This is a genomic window from Streptomyces sp. WMMC940 (assembly GCF_027460265.1).
Lineage (GTDB): Bacteria > Actinomycetota > Actinomycetes > Streptomycetales > Streptomycetaceae > Streptomyces.
Map to the genome: position 1 here is coordinate 3928086 of NZ_JAPZBC010000001.1, position 20637 is coordinate 3948722.

The 20637-nt window shown below is 72.2% G+C and carries 19 protein-coding genes, 1 tRNA gene and 1 pseudogene; 5 read left to right on the forward strand and 16 right to left on the reverse strand.

Translation table 11 applies throughout. From position 1 onward, the window contains the following. Positions 1 to 4 precede the first annotated feature (4 nt). The 3 genes from O7595_RS17240 to O7595_RS17250 are packed head-to-tail and all read left to right on the forward strand — an operon-like array spanning position 5 to position 5050. Positions 5 to 1534 (forward strand): sensor histidine kinase, encoded by a 1530-nt coding sequence (locus O7595_RS17240; RefSeq protein WP_269729557.1) that lies wholly within the window; start codon positions 5 to 7, stop codon positions 1532 to 1534. A 25-nt stretch (positions 1535 to 1559) separates the two neighbouring features. Further along, positions 1560 to 2921, forward strand: coding sequence for a bifunctional glycosyltransferase family 2/GtrA family protein (locus O7595_RS17245; protein ID WP_269729558.1), 1362 nt, complete (start codon positions 1560 to 1562; stop codon positions 2919 to 2921). After that, the gene (locus tag O7595_RS17250; protein WP_269729559.1) at positions 2918 to 5050 is read left to right on the forward strand and encodes an ArnT family glycosyltransferase; all 2133 of its coding nucleotides are present in this window, start codon (positions 2918 to 2920) and stop codon (positions 5048 to 5050) included. The genes O7595_RS17245 and O7595_RS17250 overlap by 4 nt, the downstream gene beginning before the upstream one ends. Positions 5051 to 5420: 370 nt before the next feature. On the opposite strand, the pseudogene O7595_RS17255 reads toward O7595_RS17250, so the two are convergent. Together O7595_RS17255 and O7595_RS17260 are read right to left on the reverse strand one after the other, a co-directional pair. After that, positions 5421 to 7821, reverse strand: a pseudogene (locus O7595_RS17255) (MFS transporter). A 34-nt stretch (positions 7822 to 7855) separates the two neighbouring features. Next, positions 7856 to 8305, reverse strand: a complete 450-nt coding sequence (locus O7595_RS17260; RefSeq protein ID WP_269729560.1) for a MarR family winged helix-turn-helix transcriptional regulator — start codon at positions 8303 to 8305, stop codon at positions 7856 to 7858. Between the two features lie 224 nt (positions 8306 to 8529). Between O7595_RS17260 and O7595_RS17265 the strand changes: the two genes are divergently transcribed. Then, positions 8530 to 8745 carry a hypothetical protein gene (locus O7595_RS17265; protein ID WP_269729561.1) on the forward strand — a complete coding sequence of 72 codons (216 nt, stop codon included), beginning with the start codon at positions 8530 to 8532 and terminating at the stop codon, positions 8743 to 8745. Positions 8746 to 8780: 35 nt separating this feature from the next. On the opposite strand, the gene O7595_RS17270 is transcribed toward O7595_RS17265, so the two are convergent. The 8 genes from O7595_RS17270 to O7595_RS17305 all read right to left on the reverse strand — a co-directional run bounded on the left by O7595_RS17270 (position 8781) and on the right by O7595_RS17305 (position 14080). After that, positions 8781 to 9020: a hypothetical protein gene (locus tag O7595_RS17270; RefSeq protein WP_269729562.1), complete on the reverse strand. Its 240-nt coding sequence runs from the start codon at positions 9018 to 9020 to the stop codon at positions 8781 to 8783. A 624-nt stretch (positions 9021 to 9644) separates the two neighbouring features. Then, positions 9645 to 10547: an RNA polymerase sigma factor SigF gene (locus O7595_RS17275; protein ID WP_269729563.1), complete on the reverse strand. Its 903-nt coding sequence runs from the start codon at positions 10545 to 10547 to the stop codon at positions 9645 to 9647. 234 nt (positions 10548 to 10781) lie between these two features. Then, positions 10782 to 11609, reverse strand: a complete 828-nt coding sequence (locus tag O7595_RS17280) for an RNA polymerase sigma factor SigF (protein WP_269729564.1) — start codon at positions 11607 to 11609, stop codon at positions 10782 to 10784. Positions 11610 to 11921: 312 nt separating this feature from the next. Continuing rightward, positions 11922 to 12086, reverse strand: coding sequence for a hypothetical protein (locus O7595_RS17285; protein WP_269729565.1), 165 nt, complete (start codon positions 12084 to 12086; stop codon positions 11922 to 11924). A gap of 447 nt (positions 12087 to 12533) precedes the next feature. Beyond that, positions 12534 to 12618, reverse strand: a tRNA-Ser gene (locus tag O7595_RS17290). Between the two features lie 48 nt (positions 12619 to 12666). Continuing rightward, a complete protein-coding gene (gene tadA / locus O7595_RS17295) occupies positions 12667 to 13140 on the reverse strand; it encodes a tRNA adenosine(34) deaminase TadA (protein ID WP_269729566.1) in 474 nt (157 codons plus the stop codon). 35 nt (positions 13141 to 13175) lie between these two features. Next, complete coding sequence (locus O7595_RS17300) at positions 13176 to 13691, reverse strand: tRNA adenosine deaminase-associated protein (protein WP_269729567.1); 516 nt, start codon at positions 13689 to 13691, stop codon at positions 13176 to 13178. Between the two features lie 182 nt (positions 13692 to 13873). Then, the gene (locus O7595_RS17305) at positions 13874 to 14080 is read right to left on the reverse strand and encodes a hypothetical protein (protein ID WP_269729568.1); all 207 of its coding nucleotides are present in this window, start codon (positions 14078 to 14080) and stop codon (positions 13874 to 13876) included. Positions 14081 to 14167: 87 nt separating this feature from the next. On the opposite strand from O7595_RS17305, the gene upp reads away from it, so the two are divergent. Then, positions 14168 to 14803: a uracil phosphoribosyltransferase gene (gene upp, locus O7595_RS17310; protein WP_138054321.1), complete on the forward strand. Its 636-nt coding sequence runs from the start codon at positions 14168 to 14170 to the stop codon at positions 14801 to 14803. 108 nt (positions 14804 to 14911) lie between these two features. On the opposite strand, the gene O7595_RS17315 is transcribed toward upp, so the two are convergent. The 6 genes from O7595_RS17315 to O7595_RS17340 form a co-directional block, all read right to left on the reverse strand. Next, positions 14912 to 15535, reverse strand: a complete 624-nt coding sequence (locus tag O7595_RS17315; protein WP_269729569.1) for a LytR C-terminal domain-containing protein — start codon at positions 15533 to 15535, stop codon at positions 14912 to 14914. A 154-nt stretch (positions 15536 to 15689) separates the two neighbouring features. Next, positions 15690 to 15986: a type II toxin-antitoxin system VapB family antitoxin gene (locus O7595_RS17320; RefSeq protein WP_003999914.1), complete on the reverse strand. Its 297-nt coding sequence runs from the start codon at positions 15984 to 15986 to the stop codon at positions 15690 to 15692. 599 nt (positions 15987 to 16585) lie between these two features. Then, positions 16586 to 18127 carry a M28 family metallopeptidase gene (locus tag O7595_RS17325; RefSeq protein WP_269732523.1) on the reverse strand — a complete coding sequence of 514 codons (1542 nt, stop codon included), beginning with the start codon at positions 18125 to 18127 and terminating at the stop codon, positions 16586 to 16588. A gap of 160 nt (positions 18128 to 18287) precedes the next feature. Next, positions 18288 to 18869, reverse strand: coding sequence for an HhH-GPD-type base excision DNA repair protein (locus O7595_RS17330; protein WP_269729570.1), 582 nt, complete (start codon positions 18867 to 18869; stop codon positions 18288 to 18290). Between the two features lie 95 nt (positions 18870 to 18964). Next, the gene (locus O7595_RS17335) at positions 18965 to 19090 is read right to left on the reverse strand and encodes a hypothetical protein (protein WP_443071643.1); all 126 of its coding nucleotides are present in this window, start codon (positions 19088 to 19090) and stop codon (positions 18965 to 18967) included. Between the two features lie 82 nt (positions 19091 to 19172). Further along, a complete protein-coding gene (locus O7595_RS17340) occupies positions 19173 to 20456 on the reverse strand; it encodes a YncE family protein (protein WP_269729571.1) in 1284 nt (427 codons plus the stop codon). Positions 20457 to 20637: the final 181 nt, after the last annotated feature.

Below are 20637 nucleotides of genomic sequence, written 5' to 3' on the forward strand. Positions count from 1 at the left end.
CGTGATGAGCGTGGCCTCGCGCGGCGGATGGTCGCTGCGGACCCGGCTCGTGGTGTCCGCGGTGGTGCTCATCGCGGTGGTCGCGGCGGTCATCGGCTCCGTGACGACGCTCGCGCTGCGCACGTACCTGTACGGGCAGAAGGACGAGCAGCTCCGCGGCGTCGCGCTGCGGGCGGCCGGCCCTCCTCCGGGCGCCCGGGGCGGCGGCCCGCGGGCGCCGGAGCCGCTGCGGTTCGTCACGGGCGGCGGCGCGCCGCTCGGGACGGTCGGCGCGCAGGTCGCGGCGGACGGTGCCCTCGGCGGCGGGGTCGTCTCCACCCAGCAGGACTCGGACGAGCTGGGCCCACGGGTCACGGACCGGGTCCTGACCGGGGCGGAGAAGGCCGCGCTCACGGCCGTGCCGCGGGACGGACGGCCGCACACCGTGGAACTGCCGGGTCTCGGCGGCTACCGCGTCGAGTACCGTGCGGGCGGCAACGGCGCGTTCCTCGTCGGCGTTCCCCTGGCCGAGGTCCACAGCACCCTGGCCACGCTCGTCGTCGTCGAGATCTGTGTGACCGCCGCCGGACTGGTTGCCGCCGGACTGGCGGGCGGCGCCCTCGTCGGGGTCGCGCTGCGCCCGCTGCGGAGGGTCGCGGCGACCGCCACCCGGGTCTCCGAACTTCCCCTGCACAGCGGCGAGGTTGCGCTGTACGAGCGGGTGCCCGAGGCGGAGGCCGACCCCGGCACCGAGGTCGGCAGGGTCGGCGCCGCGCTCAACCGGATGCTCGACCACGTCCATTCCGCCCTGCACGCGCGGCAGGAGAGCGAGACGCGGGTGCGGCAGTTCGTGGCGGACGCCGGCCATGAGCTGCGCACGCCCCTCGCGTCCATCCGCGGTTACGCCGAGCTGACCCGGCGCGGACGGGAGCGGCCCGGGCCGGACACCCGGCACGCGCTCGCCCGGATCGAGTCGGAGGCCACCCGGATGACGGGGCTGGTGGAGGATCTCCTGCTGCTGGCGCGGCTCGACGCGGGGCGGCCCCTGGCGTACCGGAGCACCGATCTGTCGCCGCTCGTCGTCGACGCGGTGAGCGACGCCCGGGCCGCGGGACCGGAGCACATCTGGCGTCTGGAACTGCCGGACGACCCCGCCGTGGTAAGGGCCGATCCGGAGCGGCTGCAGCAGGTGCTGGTCAATCTGCTGGCCAACGCCCGTACGCACACTCCGCCGGGCACCACCGTCACCGCGGCCGTGCGGCCGCTGCAGTGCCGGACGGCGGTCGCGCTGGAGGTCCGGGACGACGGTCCGGGCATTCCCCCCGCCCTGCTTCCGCACGTCTTCGAACGCTTCGCGCGCGGTGACGCCTCGCGTTCCCGGCACGCGGGCAGCACCGGCCTCGGGCTCGCGATCGTGCACGCCGTGGTCGCGGCGCACGGCGGAACGGTCGACGCGGCGAGCGCGCCGGGCCGCACCGTCCTCACCGTGCGGCTGCCGCTCGTACGGCAACCCGGCAACTCACAGACGGCGCACAGTCTCGGCACACGGGGGTGACAGCGGCCCCGTCGAGAGTCGGTCCATGCGAACCGACACCCCGGCGGGCACCACCGCCACGGGCACCCTGCCGGCACGGGAGCATCTGCCCGTGGGCACGGCGGGCCCGCCCGTGCTCGATGTGGTCATCCCCGTCTTCAACGAGGAGAAGGACCTGGAGCCGTGCGTGCGCCGGCTCCACGACCATCTCGCCGCCACCTTCCCGTACGGCTTCCGGATCACCGTCGCGGACAACGCCAGTACCGACCGCACACCCCGGGTGGCGGCGGCGCTCGCGGCCTCGGTCCCGCAAGTCCGGGCTCTCCGTCTGGAGCAGAAGGGGCGCGGTCGTGCGCTGCGGGCGGTGTGGGCGGCGTCCGACGCGCCCGTGCTGGCGTACATGGACGTCGACCTGTCCACCGACCTCAACGCGCTGCTGCCCCTGGTCGCCCCGCTGATCTCCGGCCACTCGGACCTGGCCGTAGGCTCGCGGCTCACGCGTTCGTCGCGGGTGGTGCGCGGGGCGAAGCGGGAGTTCGTCTCCCGTACGTACAACCTGATCCTGCGCGGTTCGCTGGCCGCGCGGTTCTCGGACGCGCAGTGCGGGTTCAAGGCGATACGGCGCGAGGTTGCCGAGCGCCTGCTGCCGATGGTCGAGGACACCGGCTGGTTCTTCGACACGGAGCTGCTGGTGCTGGCCGAGCGGGCGGGCCTGCGGATCCACGAGGTTCCCGTGGACTGGGTCGACGACCCGGACTCCACCGTGCGCATCGTGCGCACGGCCGTCGACGACCTGAAGGGCGTGCTGCGGGTCGGACGGGCGCTGGCGGTCGGGGCGCTCCCCCTGGACCGGCTCGCACGGCCGTTCGGCGACGACCCGAGGGACGGCCGGATCGGCGGAGTCCCCGGCGGGCTGGCCCGTCAGCTGGTCGGCTTCTGCGCGGTCGGTGTGCTCTCGACGCTCTGCTACCTGCTGCTGTACTCGGTGTTCCGTGCCGGGGCGGGGCCGCAGACGGCGAACGCCGCCGCGCTGCTGCTCTCGGCGATCGGGAACACGGCGGCGAACCGGCGCCTGACCTTCGGTGTGCGCGGGCGCGAGCGGGCGGTGCGCCACCAGGCCCAGGGGCTGCTGGTCCTCGGTATCGGTCTCGCCCTCACCAGCGGTTCCCTCGCCGCGCTGGACGCCGCGGCCGGCAGTCCCTCCCACGGCACCGAGCTGGCCGTCCTGGTCGTGGCGAACCTCGCGGCCACCGTGCTGCGCTTCCTGCTCTTCCGCGCCTGGGTCTTTCCCGTGCGCCGCTCCCTGACGCGCCCGCGCCCCACGGGCATGACGGTTCCCGACGCCGGTACGGACGGCACGGTTCCCGAGGCTCGTACGAACGGCACGACCACGGGAGGCCGACGATGACGACCGCACCGCACGACGCGTACGCGGCCACCGCGAGCGCGGCCGCGGGACCGCCGCGCACGCCGCCGCGACCCGGCCGGGCCGCCCGCCTGTGGCGGGGCCGTGCCGAGGACCCGGTCTGGGCGCGGCCCGCCCTGGTCGCCCTGCTGACGCTGACCGGCGCGCTGTACCTGTACAACCTGAGCGCCTCCGGCTACGCCAACTCCTTCTACTCCGCAGCCGTCCAGGCGGGCGGCGAGAGCTGGAAGGCGTTCTTCTTCGGCTCGTCCGACGCCGCGAACTCCATCACCGTCGACAAACCGCCCGCCGCGCTCTGGCCGATGGCGCTGTCGGTCCGGCTGTTCGGGCTCGGGTCGTGGCAGATCCTGGTGCCCGAGGTGCTGATGGGCGTGGCGGCGGTGGCCGTCGTCCATGCGGCCGTCCGTCGGCGCTTCAGCGCGGCGGCGGGGCTGATCGCGGGCGCGGTGCTGGCCATGACGCCGGTCGCCGCGCTGATGTTCCGCTTCAACAACCCGGACGCGCTGCTGGCACTGCTGACGACCGTGGCCGTGTACTGCGTGCTGCGCGCACTGGAGGCCGCCCGTACCGGATGGCTGGTGTGGGCGGGCGTCGTGGTCGGGTTCGCGTTCCTCACCAAGACCCTGCAGGCGTTCCTCGTCCTGCCGCCGCTCGCGCTCGTGTACGCGGTGTGCGCGCCCGCTCCCGTACGGCGCAGGATCGGCCAACTCGCCCTCGCGGGAGCGGCGCTGATCGTCTCCGGAGGGTGGTGGGTGGCGGTCGTCGAGCTGTGGCCGACGGCCTCGCGCCCGTACATCGGCGGTTCCCAGAACAACAGCTTCCTCGAACTCACCTTCGGCTACAACGGCCTCGGCCGCATCAGCGGCAACGAGATCGGCAGCGTCGGCGGCGGCCGACGGGGCGGCGGCTGGGGGGAGACCGGCATCGGCCGGATGTTCGGCGACGGCGTAGGAGGCCAGATCTCCTGGCTGCTGCCCGCCGCACTCGTCCTGCTCGTCGCGGGCCTCGTCGTGACCCGGCGAGGCGGCAGGACCGACACCGCGAGGGCGGCCTTCCTCGCCTGGGGCGGGGCGCTGCTGACGACGCTCTTCGTCTTCAGCTTCATGGCCGGGATCTTCCACGAGTACTACACGGTGGCGCTCGCCCCGTACATCGCGGCGCTCGTCGGAATGGGCACCACCGTGCTGTGGGAGGAGCGCGGTCATCCCGCGGCCCGTGCGGCGCTGGCCGGCGCGGTGGCGGTGACGGCGGTCTGGGCCTGGGTCCTGCTCGGCCGCACCGCGGACTTCGTGCCGTGGCTGCGCACGGCGGTGCTGGTGGGTGGGCTCGTGGCCGCGGCGGGACTGCTGTTCGCCGGGCGGCTCGGGCGTGCGCTCGCGCTGGGCGCGGCGGGTCTCGGGCTCGCGGCGTCGCTGGCCGGGCCGGTGGCGTACACCCTGTCCACACTGGGCAGCGGCCACCAGGGCTCGATCGTGACGGCGGGACCGGCGTCCGCGCGTGGCGGGCCTGGGGGCGGCCCCGGCGCCCGAGGTGACGGCGGTCCCGCGGCGGACGGCGGCGGGATGCCGCCGGGTGCGGGGGACGGAGGGGGCCGGGGTCAGGGCCCGGGACAGGGTCTCGGCCAAGGCCAAGGACCGGGTCAGGGCGTACCGCCCGGCCCCGGCCAGAACCAGGGCCAGGGCCAGGGCCAGGGCCGCCAGGCGTGGGGCGAAGGGCCCGCCGGTGCCGGCAGGGCGGGCGGTCTGCTCGACGGTCCGGACGTCGGTTCCGCCGTCGTCGCCCAGTTGACGGAGAACGCCTCCGCCCACACCTGGGTGGCCGCCGCGGTCGGTTCCCAGAACGCGGCCGCGTACCAACTCGCCACCGAGGAGCCGGTCATGGCGATCGGCGGCTTCAACGGCAGCGACCCGTCGCCGACGCTCGCCCGGTTCCAGCAGTACGTGGCCGCCGGCAGCGTCCACTGGTTCATCGACGGCGCCGCCGGCGGGGGCGCCCGGGGAGGGGGCCCGGGCGGCGAAAGCAGCGCCGAGATCCAGGAGTGGGTCCGGGCGAACTTCACGCAGGTCACCGCGGGGGGCACCACCCTGTACGACCTCACCTCGGCGCGCTAGCGACAAGCGGCACGGGGGACAGCCTCGAACGGTGCACGGGAAGCCGTCTCGTGCGCCGTACGAGGAGCAGGCGCGACCGCCACGACCACGGAACCACCGACGGGTCCGCAGGCCGGCCGCGCAGCGCGGACGCATTGGCGTCGAGCCTGCAGACCAGCCGGCTCGTCGGAGCGCCGGCCGTGCCGGCGGACTGCCTGCTCGCCGCGCGGCTGCCCCGCCGGGCCGAACGGGCACCCGGGCCGGGGCCGAGGGAGCGCGTCCGGCCCGCGGTCGGGCATCGGAAAGAAGTCGCCGGGGCGGCCGGCCGTCCCCTGCCTGCCGCCCCGGCCCCGGGCGCCGCCTCCGCTGGGAGCGCCGCCCGGGGGTCCGGTCACTCGCCCGCGTGGGCGAGTGCGATGTCGTGGCCGTCCACACCGCCGCCGGTCACGCTGAGCGTGCCCGCCACCGGCGGGTAGCCGGTCGCGACGACCGTGTACTCGCCCGGGTCGAGGTCGGCGAAGGCGTACGCGCCGTCGTCGCCGGTGGTCGCGGTCGCGACCACGTTCCCCGCCGCGTCGACGAGCGTCACCCGGGCGCCGGCCAACGGGTTCCCGGCGTGCCCGGCCCGGACGGTGCCGCGGACCACGGCGCCCGCGCGCAGGGCCACCTCGAGCCGGGAGACGCCCTGGCCGCCGATCTCCACGGGGAGGGCCAACGGCCGGAAGCCGGGGGCGCTCACGGCGACGGTCATCCCGCCCGGCACCAGTTCGGTGAAGGCGAAGCCGCCGCCCGGGCCGGAGGTGCCGGTGGCCAGCACGTCTCCCCGAACATCGGTGACGACGACCACGGCGCCCTCGACGGCCGCGCCGCCCTCGGCCGTGACCACGGTGCCGGTCAGCCCGCTCGTGCCGGTGAGGAGGATGTCGTGGGTCAAGGGCTCGTCCCCGACGACCACCGTGGACGCCTGCGGATGGAAACCGTCGGCCGAGGCGATCAGGACGTACGGGCCGGAGCCCGGCGCGTCCAGGGCGTACGCGCCGTTCGCCCGGGCCACCGCGCGGCCCAGTCGGCGGCCCGCAGGCGAGATCAGCGTGACGGCGGCCCGCCCGACGGGTGCGCCCTCCGAGGCGCGCACCACACCGTGCACGGTGACGGGCATCTGCACGGGGGCGGTGGCACCGGTGTCCCGCGAGGTCGCGTCCGGGGTGGCCGAGGCGCCCTTGAGCGCCACCTCCTTGATGAACAGGGTCACCAGGAACGCCAGCAGCGCGAACGGGGCCGAGTACAGGAACACGTCAGCGACTCCGTGCCCGTACGCACTCTCGATCACGGTGCGGACCGGGGCGGGCAGCGCGTCCAGGTCGGGGATGCCCCCGCCGCCGGTGCCGCCGTGGCCCGTCGACGCGCCGCGCGGGCCGAGTTCGGCGAGGCCGTCCTCGGCGTAGTGGGTGACGCGGTTGGCGAGCACCGCGCCCAGTGCGGAGACACCGACGGCACCGCCCAGCGACCGGAAGAAGGTGACGACCGACGAGGCCGCGCCCAGGTCCTGCGGGGCCACCTGGTTCTGCGTGCACAGCACCAGGTTCTGCATCATCATGCCGAGGCCGAGGCCCATGACGGCCATGAAGACGGCGATGCGCCAGTACTCGGTGTCGTAGCGGATCATGCCCAGCAGGCCGAGGCCGCCGGTGACCAGGACACCGCCGCTGACCAGCCATGCCTTCCACCTGCCGGTCCTGGTGATGATCAGGCCGCTGACCGTCGAGGAGACGAACAGACCCGCGATCATCGGGATGGTCATGACGCCGGACATCGTGGGCGACTCGCCCCGGGCCAGCTGGAAGTACTGGCTGAAGAAGACCGTGCCGGCGAACATCGCGACACCCACGAACAGCGACGCCAGGGAGGCCAGCGTGATGGTCCGGTTGCGGAACAGCCGCAGTGGGACGATCGGGTCGCCCGCCCGGGACTCTGCGGCCAGGAAGACCAGGCCCAGGGCCAGCGCGCCGCCGGTCATGGCGTACGTCTGCCAGGACAGCCACGCGTACTTGTCACCCGCGAAAGTGACCCAGATCAGCAGCAGCGAGACCGCGGCACTGATGAGGAGGGCGCCCGCCCAGTCGACCTCGACCTCCCGCTTCACCACGGGAAGCTTGAGGGTCTTCTGCAGCACGAGCAGCGCGAGGAGCGCGAACGGCACACCGACGTAGAAGCACCACCGCCAGCCCAGCCACTCGGTGTCGGTGATGACGCCGCCGAGCAGCGGGCCGCTGACCGTTGCGACGGCGAACGTCGCGCCGAGGTAGCCGCTGTAGCGGCCGCGCTCCCGCGGGGAGATCATCGCGGCCATGATCACCTGCGCCAGGGCGGTGAGGCCGCCGACGCCGACGCCCTGCACCACGCGGCAGGCGATGAGCGTGCCGGTGTTCTGCGCGAGTCCGGCCACCACCGAGCCCGCCACATAGATGATCAGGGCTGTCTGGACGAGCAGCTTCTTGCTGAAGAGGTCGGCGAGCTTGCCCCAGAGCGGGGTGGTCGCGGTCATCGCCAGCAGGGGCCGCCGTGACCACCCATGTGTAGGCGGACTGGCCGCCGCCCAGGTCCTTGATGATCGCGGGCAGGGCGTTGGAGACGATGGTCGAGGACAGGATGGCGACGAACATGCCGAGCAGCAGCCCGGACAGCGCCTCCATGATCTGCCGGTGCGTCATCGGCGCGCCGCCCTCGGAGGCATGGGTCCCCCCGTCTCCGGCGTGGCCGCCCCGCACACCGGTCGGTGTGGTCGTAGCCATGAACTTCCTAGTCTCGTGCGTGGTGTGCGGTCTCTTACGTGGGTGTACGGGCGGTCCGGCAGTCCCCGAGGGATTCGCGGAGGCGGGCCAGCAGCGCGTTGAGCCGTCCGACGTCGTCGTCGGACCAGTCCTCAAGGTGGTGGGCGAACAGATCGGTGGTGCGTCGGCCGAGGTCGCCGAGCCGCTCCACCCCCGCGGGGGTGAGCCGCAGGATGCGCGAGCGCCCGTCGTCCGGGTCGGGTGACCGCTCTATCCAGCCGCGTCCGGCGACGTGCGCCACATGACGGCTGGTGACGGACATGTCGACGGCGAGGAGCTCCGCGAGCCGGCTGATCCGCATCTCCCCGTACCGGTCGAGGAGGGCCAGCACGGCGGCGGAGCCGGACGGGCACTCCGCGGGCAGCAGGCGCTCGACGCTCCTCTTCACGGCGCCCATGGCGCCGATCTGGCGGGCCAGCTCCTGGTACTGACTCCGTTCGGCCACGGACGCACCCCCATATTGTTGCTTAGGGCAACCATAGAAGCGGTTGGTTGCTGCAGGCAAACGAAATGGGGCCCTTCGGGGTAAAGGAACCCCAAAACCTTTGCATGTGCGAGGTCACGGTCCGGCCGCATTGGCGGGGAAACGTGCGGACGACGTGCGGGTGTGTCGCGGGGCGGCCGACCGGGGGTTGGGCGGGTCACCCGTGTTCGCTAGGGTCCTGACCCATGGCACACAACCCCCAAGCGCCCCAGGGCCCCGAGGGCTACGATCCCGCGGGCAGCACGCAGATGTTCCGCGCCTTCGTCGACGAGGGCGGTCCGCGGCAGGGCGGCCGCACCGCGGCGGCGCCCGCGCCGGCCGGTCCGCGGGTCGGGCTGATCGTCGGGATCGTGGCGGCCGTCGCGATCGTCGGCGCGGTCGTCTGGCTCGCGCTCGGCTGATTCCGTCGTAACGGACCTCCGTCAGGTCCGGCCGCTCAGGACGGACGCTCCGCGCGTACGTCCTGCGTCTCCACGCGCATGCCCAGCGGCACGCGCCAGGAGTCCACGCACACCCGGTACGTCGTCGTCCTGGCCGTTCCCGCGGCGATGGGCGCCGGCAGCGCCCGGACCGATTCGATCGTCGCCCAGTCGACGCCGAGCGCTCCGATGATGTGCGTGCCGAACACGACGGTGCCCGAACGCACCGCTGAGCCACCGGTGTTGCGGAACTCCACGGTGACGTCCTCGCACCACCGCCTGTCCGTGGGCGCCCTCCGCACCTCCGCGACGACCAGTACGGCCGGCCCTGGCGGCGAAGGCGGCGGTTCCGGCGGCGGGGGAGCCGGCGCGCTCGGGCCCGGGGCCGGGGGAGAGTCCCCCGGTTCCGCCGTGCCCGGCCCGGAGCCGTCGCCCGATCCTCCTCCCGCAGGCCGTTCTCTCGGGGCCCCGGGCACGGCGGGGCGGTCCGAGGCACCCGGTGTCGCACCCGGAAGCGGCGCGCCCGCGCCCGTGTCCGTCCTCCCGGCGGATCCGCCACCGGTTCCCGGTGCCGCCCCGGGAGGCCGGGCGGGGGAACTGGTGTCGAGGGGGACGAGCACGACGTCCCCGGACGGCGGCACGGCGTCCTCCGGCCCGTTCCCGCCGGCTCCGACAGCCGCGTACCCGTCGTGCCGGCCGTCGGCCCCGGAGGCGGCGAGCACCCCGCCGAGGCAGAGTGCGACCCCCGCCAGCCCGTATCCGACCCGTCGCCGTCGCATCGGCCCAGTTTGTCTGACGAACCGTCAAACAGGAACCCCGCACCGGTAAGTGATGACCGGCCGGGCTGCGGGCCGTGGAAGCACGCGCCCGGCCGGGCGGTGTCAGTCGGCGATCAGGCCCTCGCGCAGCTGTGCCAACGTCCTTGTGAGCAGGCGGGAGACGTGCATCTGGGAGATGCCGACCTCCTCGCCGATCTGCGACTGCGTCATGTTGGCGAAGAAGCGCAGCATGATGATCTGCCGTTCGCGCGGCGGGAGTTTGGCCAGCAGCGGCTTCAGGGACTCGCGGTACTCGACGCCCTCCAACGCGCCGTCCTCGTAGCCGAGCCGGTCCGCCAGGGAGCCCTCGCCGCCGTCGTCCTCCGGCGACGGGGAGTCCAGCGAGGACGCCGTGTACGCGTTGCCCACGGCGAGGCCGTCGACCACGTCCTCCTCCGACACGCCCAGTACCGCGGCGAGTTCGGGCACCGTCGGGGAGCGGTCCAGCTTCTGGGCCAGCTCGTCGCTCGCCTTCGTCAGCGCGAGGCGCAGTTCCTGGAGCCGGCGCGGAACCCGTACCGACCAACTCGTGTCCCGGAAGAAGCGCTTGATCTCGCCGACCACGGTCGGCATGGCGAACGTCGGGAACTCCACGCCCCGTTCGCAGTCGAAGCGGTCGATCGCCTTGATGAGGCCGATGGTGCCGACCTGGACGATGTCCTCCATCGGCTCGTTGCGGCTGCGGAAGCGGGCCGCCGCGTAGCGCACCAGCGGCAGGTTGAGCTCGATGAGGGTGTCGCGCACATACGTGCGTTCGGGGCTGTCCTGGTCGAGCGCGGCCAGCCGCAGGAAGAGCGAGCGCGAGAGCGTGCGGGTGTCGAGGGCTTCGGGGGCCTCGGGCGGCAGATCCACGGCCACGTCCACGGACATGGGCGCGGACACCGGTTCGGGCGCCGGGAGCGCGTCGGGCGAGGGAGCGCTCTGCGTGAGCGTGAGCACCTTCGAGCTGCCCTGTTCTGCGGACATGCCACCCCCTGGAGGTCGCGGACGGTCGCGTCGGCCACGACCATCGGAGGAACGCAGCCTCCACCTGAATACCGGAGGCGGGGCCGCGGCAAACGCGGTTTCCGCAGAATGTCACATGTCGGCAACACGCTGTAGTGACATGTCGACAACGGAGCGTCAAATCAGCGCAGGAAAAGGGGGGTATGCGGCTTTCGCTCCACTCGAAATGGTCTGAAAGGGGTCTACCCGTTTCGGTTACGCCTCGATCCTGTTTGCGGATCTCAATCGTGCGAAGCTGCGGGCGAGGAGCCTTGACACATGCATCTGCGAGACCCCCAGTTCGGCGCTGATCTGGGACTGCGTCAGATTGCTGTAGTAGCGCAGCAGCAGGATCCGCTGTTCGCGCTCGGGCAGTTGTACGAGGAGATGGCGTACGAGGTCGCGGTGCTCGACCCCGGCGAGCGCGGGGTCCTCGTAGCCCAGCCGGTCCAGCAGCCCCGGCAGTCCGTCGCCCTCCTGTGCGGCCTCCAGTGACGTCGCGTGGTACGACCGGCCCGCCTCGATGCAGGCGAGGACCTCGTCCTCGGAGATCTTCAGCCGTTCCGCGATCTCGGCCGTCGTCGGGGACCGCCCGTGCGTCGTCGTCAGGTCCTCCGTCGCGCCGTTGACCTGCACCCAGAGCTCGTGCAACCGGCGGGGCACGTGCACGGTCCGCACGTTGTCGCGGAAGTATCGTTTGATCTCGCCGACCACGGTGGGCATCGCGAACGTCGGGAACTGCACGCCCCGCTCGGGGTCGAAGCGGTCGATCGCGTTGATCAGGCCGATCGTGCCGACCTGGACCACGTCCTCCATCGGCTCGTTGCGGCTGCGGAAACGTGCCGCCGCATAACGGACCAGGGGCAGGTTCGCCTCGATGAGCGCGGCCCGGACGCGGGTGTGCTCGGGTGTGCCGGGCTCCAGGTCCTTCAGCTGGGCGAAGAGCACCTGGGTCAGCGCCCTGGTGTCCGCGCCCCGGCTCTGCTTGGTCCGGCCCTCGGTCTCGTTCTGGGGCGGCACTTGAGGCGCTGTACTGGCCGGCACGGTCACGCCACCCCTTCACGGGTCGAACGGCGTCAACCCCAGGCGTCAACCCCAGAGGTCAACGTCGGGTCAACTCATCCATCAAAAGCGGTCATAGCATCACAACACAGATCCACCGCGTTCAAGCACCCCATGACGCCGTGTTGAGGGCAAGTTGGTGCATAAGTGAAGAAAGCCCCGCACCTCTACGGTGGGGGCTGAAGGGTCCGGGAGGGCGGGCGGCTCGGTGGTCGCCATCGGCGATCACCCGCGTGGTGACACCTCGCACCGCCGACCGGCTGCGTCCGGGTGGGGCACCACGTCCGGGGAGACCTAGTTGACGAGCTGTGACATGAACTCGCCGACGCCCTGCGCGGCACTCGATATGCCCTCGAAGCCCACCTGGACGAGCTCGGCCGCCCGGGCCGGGGAATTGATGATCGTGTACAGCACGAAGACGACGACCACATAGAGAGCGATCTTCTTCGTTTGCACCACTGGTCCCTGCCTCCCCTGCGGCCCCTGTGCGGACGCGTGAGTCTAACCGAGCGTTCAGGGACCGAGGACCCTGCCGCCGGTGACCTTCCTCCGCCCGCGGAGGGCGTCCCCACCAGCGGAATCGGGGGTGAACCCGGAGGATCCGGCAGGAATCCGATGGGTGGGGGAACCGTGCCCCGCCACGCGGGCCACAGCTGCCTGCTCCTCCCGAGCGGCGGTGCCGGACCGGCGGGCGCGTCGCCTCGGGGGAAGCGGTGGGTCCCCCGACCCCGCCTCCCCCGACCGGACGGAAGCCCCGGCCCGATCCCCCGAACGGCCGGGGCCTCCCCGTGCGTGCGCCGTGCCCGCGCCGCGAGGCCGCCCGCGTCCGGGCGCCCGTGCGCGGGGCGCACGCGTACATGATGAAGGGCCCCGGGCTGGAACTAGCGACGGGGCCCTTCACAGGAGCGGTAGCGGAGGGATTTGAACCCTCGGTGACTTGCGCCACACTCGCTTTCGAGGCGAGCTCCTTCGGCCGCTCGGACACGCTACCGGGAGAGAGCTTAGCCCAAGGTGGGCCGTGCTCTGAAATCGATATCGATCAGCAGTCGGGAAGGCCGTCCCGCAGCCCCTCCCCGGCATCACCGCGAGGGCCCCGGAAGAACGCCGTGAGCTGCTGTGCGCACTCGGCCTCCAGCACTCCGTGGATCACCTCCGGGCGGTGGTTGAGCCGCCGGTCCCGTACGACGTCCCAGAGCGAGCCCGCCGCGCCCGCCTTCTCGTCGCGGGCGCCGTAGACCACCCGGTCCACCCTGGACAGCACCAGGGCGCCCGCGCACATCGTGCACGGCTCCAGCGTGACGACGAGCGTGCAGCCGGTCAGCCGCCAGCTCCCGCGCACCACGGCCGCCCGCCGGAGCGCGAGGACCTCGGCGTGCCCGGTGGGGTCGCCGGTCAGCTCGCGCTCGTTGTGGCCGGCCGCCAGGACCGTGCCGTCCTCGGCCAGCACGACGGCGCCGACCGGGACGTCCCCGGCCAGCGGCGCACGTGCGGCCTCGTCCAGCGCGAGCCGCATGGGCGCCTCCCACGGTGCCCTGACCGGGTCCGTCACTAGCGGACGGCCTCCAGCATCTCGGAAGCGCCGAGGGTGTCGGCGATCTCGGTCAGTGCGTCCGAGCTGAGCGCGTAGAGCTCCTTGGCGGACATCCCGAGGTCGGCGAGCAGCTCGGAGTCGCCGAGCGGCCCGACCGGGACCGCGTCGGAGTCGTCGGCCGAGTCCTCCTCGGCCTCCGGTTCGCCGTCCTCCGTGCCGTCGAGGTCGAGCGAGTCCAGCTCGTCATCCTCCTCGTCCTTGCCGAGCAGCTCGTCCGTGAGCATCGCCCCGTAGGAGGAGCGTGCCGCCGAGGCAGCGTCCGAGACGAAGACACGAGGATCGTCCTCGCCGTCCACCCGGACGATGCCGAACCATGTGTCTTCCTGCTCGATGAAGGCGAGCACCGTGTCCTCGTTCACCGAGGCATCGCGGGCCAGGTCGGCCAGATCCGACAGGGTCTCCACATCGTCGAGCTCTGTGTCGCTCGCTACCCACCCGTCTTCGGTGCGCGCGAGCAGTGCGGCGAAGTACACCGTGACTCTCCCACTGATCAGAGTTGTGACGACCGGCGGAGCGCTGCTCGTGCCCCGCCCACTCGGAATCGTGGCAGAAACAGCGGCTTCGCGAGAGGTCTTCCGGCGTTGCGTCGTGCACGCGTTCAGCGAGAGGGCCCGCCGAACGGCGGCGCAGGGGTCCGTCCAGGGGACACCGAGGCTCACCAGCGGAAGGAGCGCATGCGCATCGCCTGGCGCATCCGCGCCGTGCGGGCGCGTCGGGGCTGGACGCGGTCACGCAAGGCCTTCGCCTCGTGCAGTTCGCGGAGGAACTGGGCGCGCCGGCGCCTGCGCTCGGCGTCGATCTCCTCCTGTTCCTGCCGCGGTTCCCGCCGCTGCTCCCGGTCCTGCTGATCCCGCTCCGGCATCGGCCACACCACCTCGGTGCTGGAAGGCTATGTCCCACCTTCCCGCCGGAGGCCGCGTCCACGCCAGCCCCGGCTACTGTTGGGTCCATGCGGATCCACGTCGTCGACCACCCCTTGGTGGCGCACAAACTCACCACCCTGCGCGACCGGCGCACGGACTCCCCCACCTTCCGGCGCCTCGCCGACGAGCTGGTGACCCTGCTCGCGTACGAGGCCACGCGTGATGTGCGCACCGAGCAGATCGACATCGAGACGCCGGTGTCGGCGACCACGGGAGTGAAGCTCTCCCGTCCGCGGCCCCTGGTGGTGCCGATCCTGCGGGCCGGTCTCGGCATGCTCGACGGCATGGTGCGGCTGCTGCCGACCGCCGAGGTGGGCTTCCTCGGCATGATCCGCAATGAGGAGACCCTGGAGGCGTCGACGTATGCGACGCGCATGCCGGAGGACCTCTCGGGCCGCCAGGTGTACGTCCTCGACCCCATGCTGGCCACGGGCGGCACGCTGGTCGCGGCGATCCAGGAGCTGATCAAGCGCGGTGCCGACGATGTGACGGCGGTCGTGCTGCTGGCTGCGCCGGAGGGTGTCGAGGTGATGGAGCGCGAGCTCGCGGGCACGCCGGTGACGGTCGTGACGGCCTCCGTCGACGAGCGGCTCAACGAGCACGGCTACATCGTTCCGGGTCTGGGCGACGCGGGCGACCGGATGTACGGCGCGGCCGAGTAGGACTCGCCGCCCGGACGCCGGGACCGGCCTCCCGGCGCCGGTCCTCGCACACCCCGGAGCGGGCGTGCGAGGTGTGCGCGGGCCGTACGGCCGCGGGGAGCGAGGCGTTCAGCCGCACTCGCCCGGCGCGGGCTCGGGCTCGGCCAGTGCGGCCAGCGCCTTGTCCGCGACGGGTTTGGTGTTCAGCGTCTTGAAGGCCGTGCCGATGATCAGGTCGACGTCCGCGGAGGTGCGGGCGTCGGCCTTCACCTGGGCGCCGGCGAGCTGGGTGCCCAGCACGCCGAACGACCCCTCGTAGGCGCCCGGCGCGCCCAGCAGAATTCCGGGGCCGGGCACCTTCTTGTCGTACTCCGCCGGGGCGTTGCCCACCTTGCCGATGTTGAAGCCGCGCTTCTGCAACTCGTCGGCGGTGGCCTTGGCCAGTCCGCTGCGCGGGGTGGCGTTGTAGACGTTGACGGTGATCTGGGCGGGCCTCGGCGGTGGCGGCGCGGTCGACGGTGCGGACCGCGGCTTGCACGCCGCGGCCCGGCTCTTGGCGCCGGCCTTCTTGGCATCGTCCGAGAAGGCGTCGATGAGCTGCAGCGTTCCCCACCCGCCGAGGCCGATGACGGCCACGGCTGCGACGACTGCGAGCACGACCTTGCGGCGGCGACGGGGGCGGCGCATACGTGGATAGGCGTTGCCCGTAATGCGGTACTTTCCGCCCATGCCTGGGGGAGTGAGCATGCTCATGGGCGCAGCGTAGTGCGGTCCGCTGGCTATGCCTACTTAACGATCATCCGCTTGCGTCCGTATGGACGCGAAGCTGCGCCTTACGGGTCGCGAGGCTGCGCCCGACGGGGGCGCGGGGAGGGCCGAACGGGTCGCCCGCGGCGGGCGGTCCGGGTCAGTCCAGTTCGAGCACCCGGGCGTGCAGCACCTGGCGCTGCTGGAGTGCAGCGCGCACGGCGCGGTGCAGCCCGTCCTCGAGGTAGAGGTCACCCTGCCACTTCACGACATGGGCGAACAGGTCCCCGTAGAAGGTCGAGTCCTCGGCGAGGAGGGTCTCGAGGTCCAGCTGGCCCTTGGTGGTCACGAGCTGATCGAGGCGGACCGGGCGCGGCGCGACATCCGCCCACTGCCGGGTGCTTTCCCGGCCGTGGTCGGGATACGGCCGCCCGTTTCCGATGCGCTTGAAGATCACACGGAAAGCCTACCGGGCAAGCGGCGGTCGGCGCAGCCAGGCAGCGCCGGTGGGATGCTGAACAAAACCCCGCAAAAGCCTCGCAAACCCGGAAGATGGGGGCCGTGTCATGACTGAGCCCGAGCAACCGACCTCGTCCGCGGGCCCGTCCGGGGCGGCCGACCCTCCGCCGAGGCGCGAGGGATCGCCTCCGGCGACGCCTTTGAGGGGCCCGACCGCGAACCGGGTGCCCTGGCTCCACGACGGCCGGTGCCTGCCCAGGGCGCCCGTTCGGATCCCCTCGGCATGGCCGGGGAGGGAAGAAGCTCGTGGAGCGAGCCGCGCAGGTGGGCCAGGAGTGGCAGGCCGAGGGATTCCCCGCGGGGTCTGTGCACGTCCCTGGCCCGTTCGGTCGGCACCCGGCTGGGCCGGGAGATCTCCCGCTCCCTCTCCGGCACGGCCCGCAGGCGTCGACGGTAGGGCGGCGCGGCGGGGCGGCGGGGCGGCGGACCCGACGGGCGGACGCCGGCGGGGCTTCGGGGAAGCGCCGCCGGCGTCGGGAGCGAGGAACCCGTCCCGCGGTTCGTGCGGGACGGGTCCGGGGAGCGCGGCTCCCGCCGCTACTCGGTGACCTCGTGGTCGTGGCCGTCGTGCAGACCGCCGCCGCTGCCCGTGTCGCCGTCCGTCGGGACGGTGACGACCGGCTTGCGCAGCGAGCTCAGGTCGTGCGCGTACGTGCCGGCGGCGTTGGCGATGACGTCGATGTTGACGTCGAACGCCTTCATGTTGACGTTCTTGATGTCGTCGCACTTGGCGTGGTAGCACGCGTCGTACGCGACGCCCGCCGTGCCGCCGAACTTCTCGGCCTGAGCGGCTGACTTGATGCCCTCGGCGCCGGTGAAGGTGCCGCCGGACGGGATGCCGGCCTCGACGAACGGGCCGTAGTCGGAGCGGCCCGTGAAGTCCGTGCCCTCGTGGGGCGCGCCCACGCGGTCCATGAACTCGTTGATGTCGCGCTCCAGCTGGGCCGAGCCCGCCGGACCGGCCGGTGCGCCGACGCCGTCGGAGTTGTCGCCGTCGTACACGAACAGGCCGTAGTTCGGGGACGCGATCATGTCGAAGTTCAGGTAGAGCTTGATCTCCTTCTTGCCCAGGTCGCTCAGGTTCGCGACGTAGTGCTCGGAGCCCAGCAGACCGTTCTCCTCGGCGCCCCACCAGGCGAACCGCAGCTTGTTGGCGGGCCGCTTCTCCGCCTTGGCGAGCTCCAGTGCGACCTCGAGCAGTCCGGCCGAGCCGGAGCCGTTGTCGTTGATGCCGGGGCCGGCGGTCACGGAGTCGAGGTGGGCGCCCAGCATCACGGTGTTGGCGGCGTTCCCGTGCCGCGTCTCCGCGATGACGTTGCGAGTGGTCCGCTTCTCCTGGAGCTGGCGGATCTCGAAGTCGATGCTCACAGGGCCCTTGGCCAGGTCCTCGGCGAGCTTGGCGCCCTCGGCCTGGGTGATGCCGCCGGTCGGTATCTTCCCCGACTCGGGGGCGCCGAGGGTGCCGGCGAGGGATCCCTCGGTGTTGTTGTAGATGACCGCGCCGATCGCGCCGGCGGCGGCCGCGTTCTCCTGCTTGGCGGCGAAGGTGCAGCCGCCGCGCTTGATCAGCGCCACCTTGCCGGTGAAGGTCCCGGAGGCGAAGTCAGCGGGCTCGCAGCCCGTGGTGCCGTCGGCGTCGACGGGGACGGCGGCCAGATCGGCCTTCACGCCGCCCACGGGGGTCGACTTGGTGTACGTCATCGCCGATATCGCGATGTCGCGCGGCGCGGGGGAGACCACCGACAGCCTCTCGGCCTGGGTCTCGGTGTAGATGAAGTCGAAGTTCTGGTACGAGACGTCGTACCCGGCCTTCTTCAGCTGCTGGTAGACGTACGCGGCGGAGGCGTCGTAACCCAGCGAACCGGCGGCGCGGTGACCGCCGGTGCTGTCGGCTATCTGCTGGAACTTCTGCAGGTGCTTGAAAGCGTCCTTGGCGGACGACTTGTGGACCAGCTTCTTGGAGAGCTTGGCCGCTTCCTTCGCCGCTCTCTCGGCGGGGTCGTGCCGGTGAGCGGTTGCGGGCGAGGCGGATGCCAGCAGGAGCGGGGTCGCAAGTGCGGCTGCGGCCACGGTGGCCACTGCTCTGCGATGGGTTGCGTTCACAGAGGTCCTTCCCGGTGCGAACGAGGTTGAGGGGAAGCTAGCGATCTCTGAGTGTTCTGTGAACACATGTGCCGCAACTCACGCGTTATTTAGCGACATTGACATCAACTAGTACGTCTTCGGGCGTACTTATGAGTCATTTGGCCGCCTTCGCCGCGCGCTTCAGCTCCTGCTTGTGCGCACGGACCTTGGCCAGCGACTCCGGACCGGTGATGTCCGCGGCCGAGCGGTAGGCACGCTCCTCGCCGTACGGTCCCGCGGCCTCCCGCCAGCCCTCCGGCGCCACCCCGTACTGCTTGCCCAGCAGGGCGAGGAAGATCTGGGCTTTCTGCTTGCCGAAGCCGGGCAGGGCGAGCAGCCGGCCGAGCACCTCCTTGCCCGGGGGAGCGTCCTTCCACAGCGCCGTCGGGTCGCCGTCGTACTCGTCCACCAGGTACTGGCACAGCTGGTGGATCCGCTTCGCCATCGACCCCGGATAGCGGTGTACCGCGGGCTTCCGCGACAGCAGCGCGGCGAACGCCTCGGGGTCCTGGGCGGCGATGTCATGGGCGTCGAGATCGTCCTTTCCGAGGCGCTCGGCGATCGTGAAGGGGCCCGTGAAGGCCCATTCCATCGGGACCTGCTGGTCCAGCAACATGCCGATCATGAGGGCGAGCGGGCTGCGCCCGAGCAGCTCGTCGGCCTCGGGCTGCTGGGCGAGATGGATCTCGGGACTCATCCCCCGATGATCCCTCCCGTGGGAGCGTGCCGCACCTCCGCCGCGGCCCTTCGAGGGCCCCGCGGGGGCCTGGCGGGGGTGCGCGGCGGGCGGGGTCAGCCGGTCTTGCGGGCCTTGATCAGAAAGCGTGTCGTCCGGGCGACGAAGAGGCCCTCCGTCCCGATCCTTTCGTGCAGCTCGCGGAGCCGGTCGCGGTGGCGGGCCACGGTGAGGCCCGGCACCGTCCACACCACCTCTTGCCCGGTGCGGCGGTGCCGCGGCCCTGGATCCCGCCGTACCGCGCCGTGGCGGCCGGGGCGCGGACTACCCGCGCGCGGCCGCGGGGCCCGTCCAGTCCGCCGCCACCTTGCCGAGTCGTACGCGCTGGGGGTGGTCCCCGACCGGCACGCTCGCCACCTTCCGGCCGGTGGCGAAGTCGATCGCGGTGACCGAGTCCGATCCGCTCTCGGAGACCACACAGGACTTCCCGTCCCCGCTCACCGTGGCCCAGTACGGCTTCGAGGCCGTGATCAGCGGACCCTCCTCGAGGGTGGCCCGGTCGACGACCGTGGCGTAGTCGTCCATCGTCCCGGCGACGCAGATCTTGTCGCCCGCGGGGCTCATCGAGATCCCGTGGTGGCGGGAGTCGTTGACCCAGGTCGTGCGGTCCTCGCTCGTCGCCGGATTCTTCGGGAGGGTCTTCTCGCGAGTGATGCGGTCGGTGGCGACGTCGTACTCCAGGAAGCCGTTGAAGAACGACACCTGGAAGTAGAGCTTCGACTCGTCGGGGGTGAAGGTCACGGGCCGGACCGCGTCAGAGAGGTCCTTGCGGCCGAAGTCGTCCAGCCGCTGCCGCATGTCGACGACCTTCACCGTGCGGTACGTCTCCGCGTCGACGACGGTGATCTTGCGGTCGCCCTTGGTGAAGTCCCAGAAGGGGTCGTCCAACGCGGTGTTGACCTCGCCGATCGCGCTGTTCCAGATCCGCTTGCCGCCGTCCGTGAAGACGTTCTCGTGCGGCTTGTCCCCGGTGGTGAACGAGCCCGTCTCCCGGCCGCTCCGGATGTCGAGGACGTGCACCGTGTTGGACGTCGACGCGGAGACCGCGACACGGGTTCCGTCCGGGGAGACGGCCATGTGGTCGGAGCGGTAACCCGACACCGGGAAGCGCCAGTTGAGTTTGCCGGTGGCCACGTCGACGGAGACGACGTCGGCGAAGCTCGGGCGGGACACCACGACCGCCGATCCGTCCGGTGTCGAGTACATGTCGTCGACGAACTGGTCGTGCCCCTCGCCCACGGACATCCGGATGCCGAGGAAGTACGCGAGCTTCACCGGGTTGAGGTAGATCTCCAGCATCCGCCGGTCCTTGTCCGGGATCACGTTGATCCGGCCGATCCTGGCGAGGGAACCGGAGGGTTCGAGGACATCGGCGGTGCCGTCCCAGTTGTTGCCTACGAACAGCACCTCGCGCAGGGCGCCGGTGCCGGAGGCGCCGGTCGCCGCGGTCGGCACCGGAGCCGCGGATGCCGGGGCGTGGGCGGCGGTGACCGCGAGGGCGACGGCGACGGCGACACCGGTCAGGGTCGGGGGAAGTGCTGTCTTCACGGCGCGCTCCTGGGGTGTGGGACAGGAGGGAGACAGGGGATTACCGCCGGTAAGGTACTGGTGGGTCACATGAAAGGCCAGAGGTCCGGCAGGACTTCCCGCGGCGACCGCCCTCCGCCGGCCGGTGGCCGGGCACGGCGAAGGCCCCGACCGAGACGGTCGGGGCCCTTTCGCAGGCCGC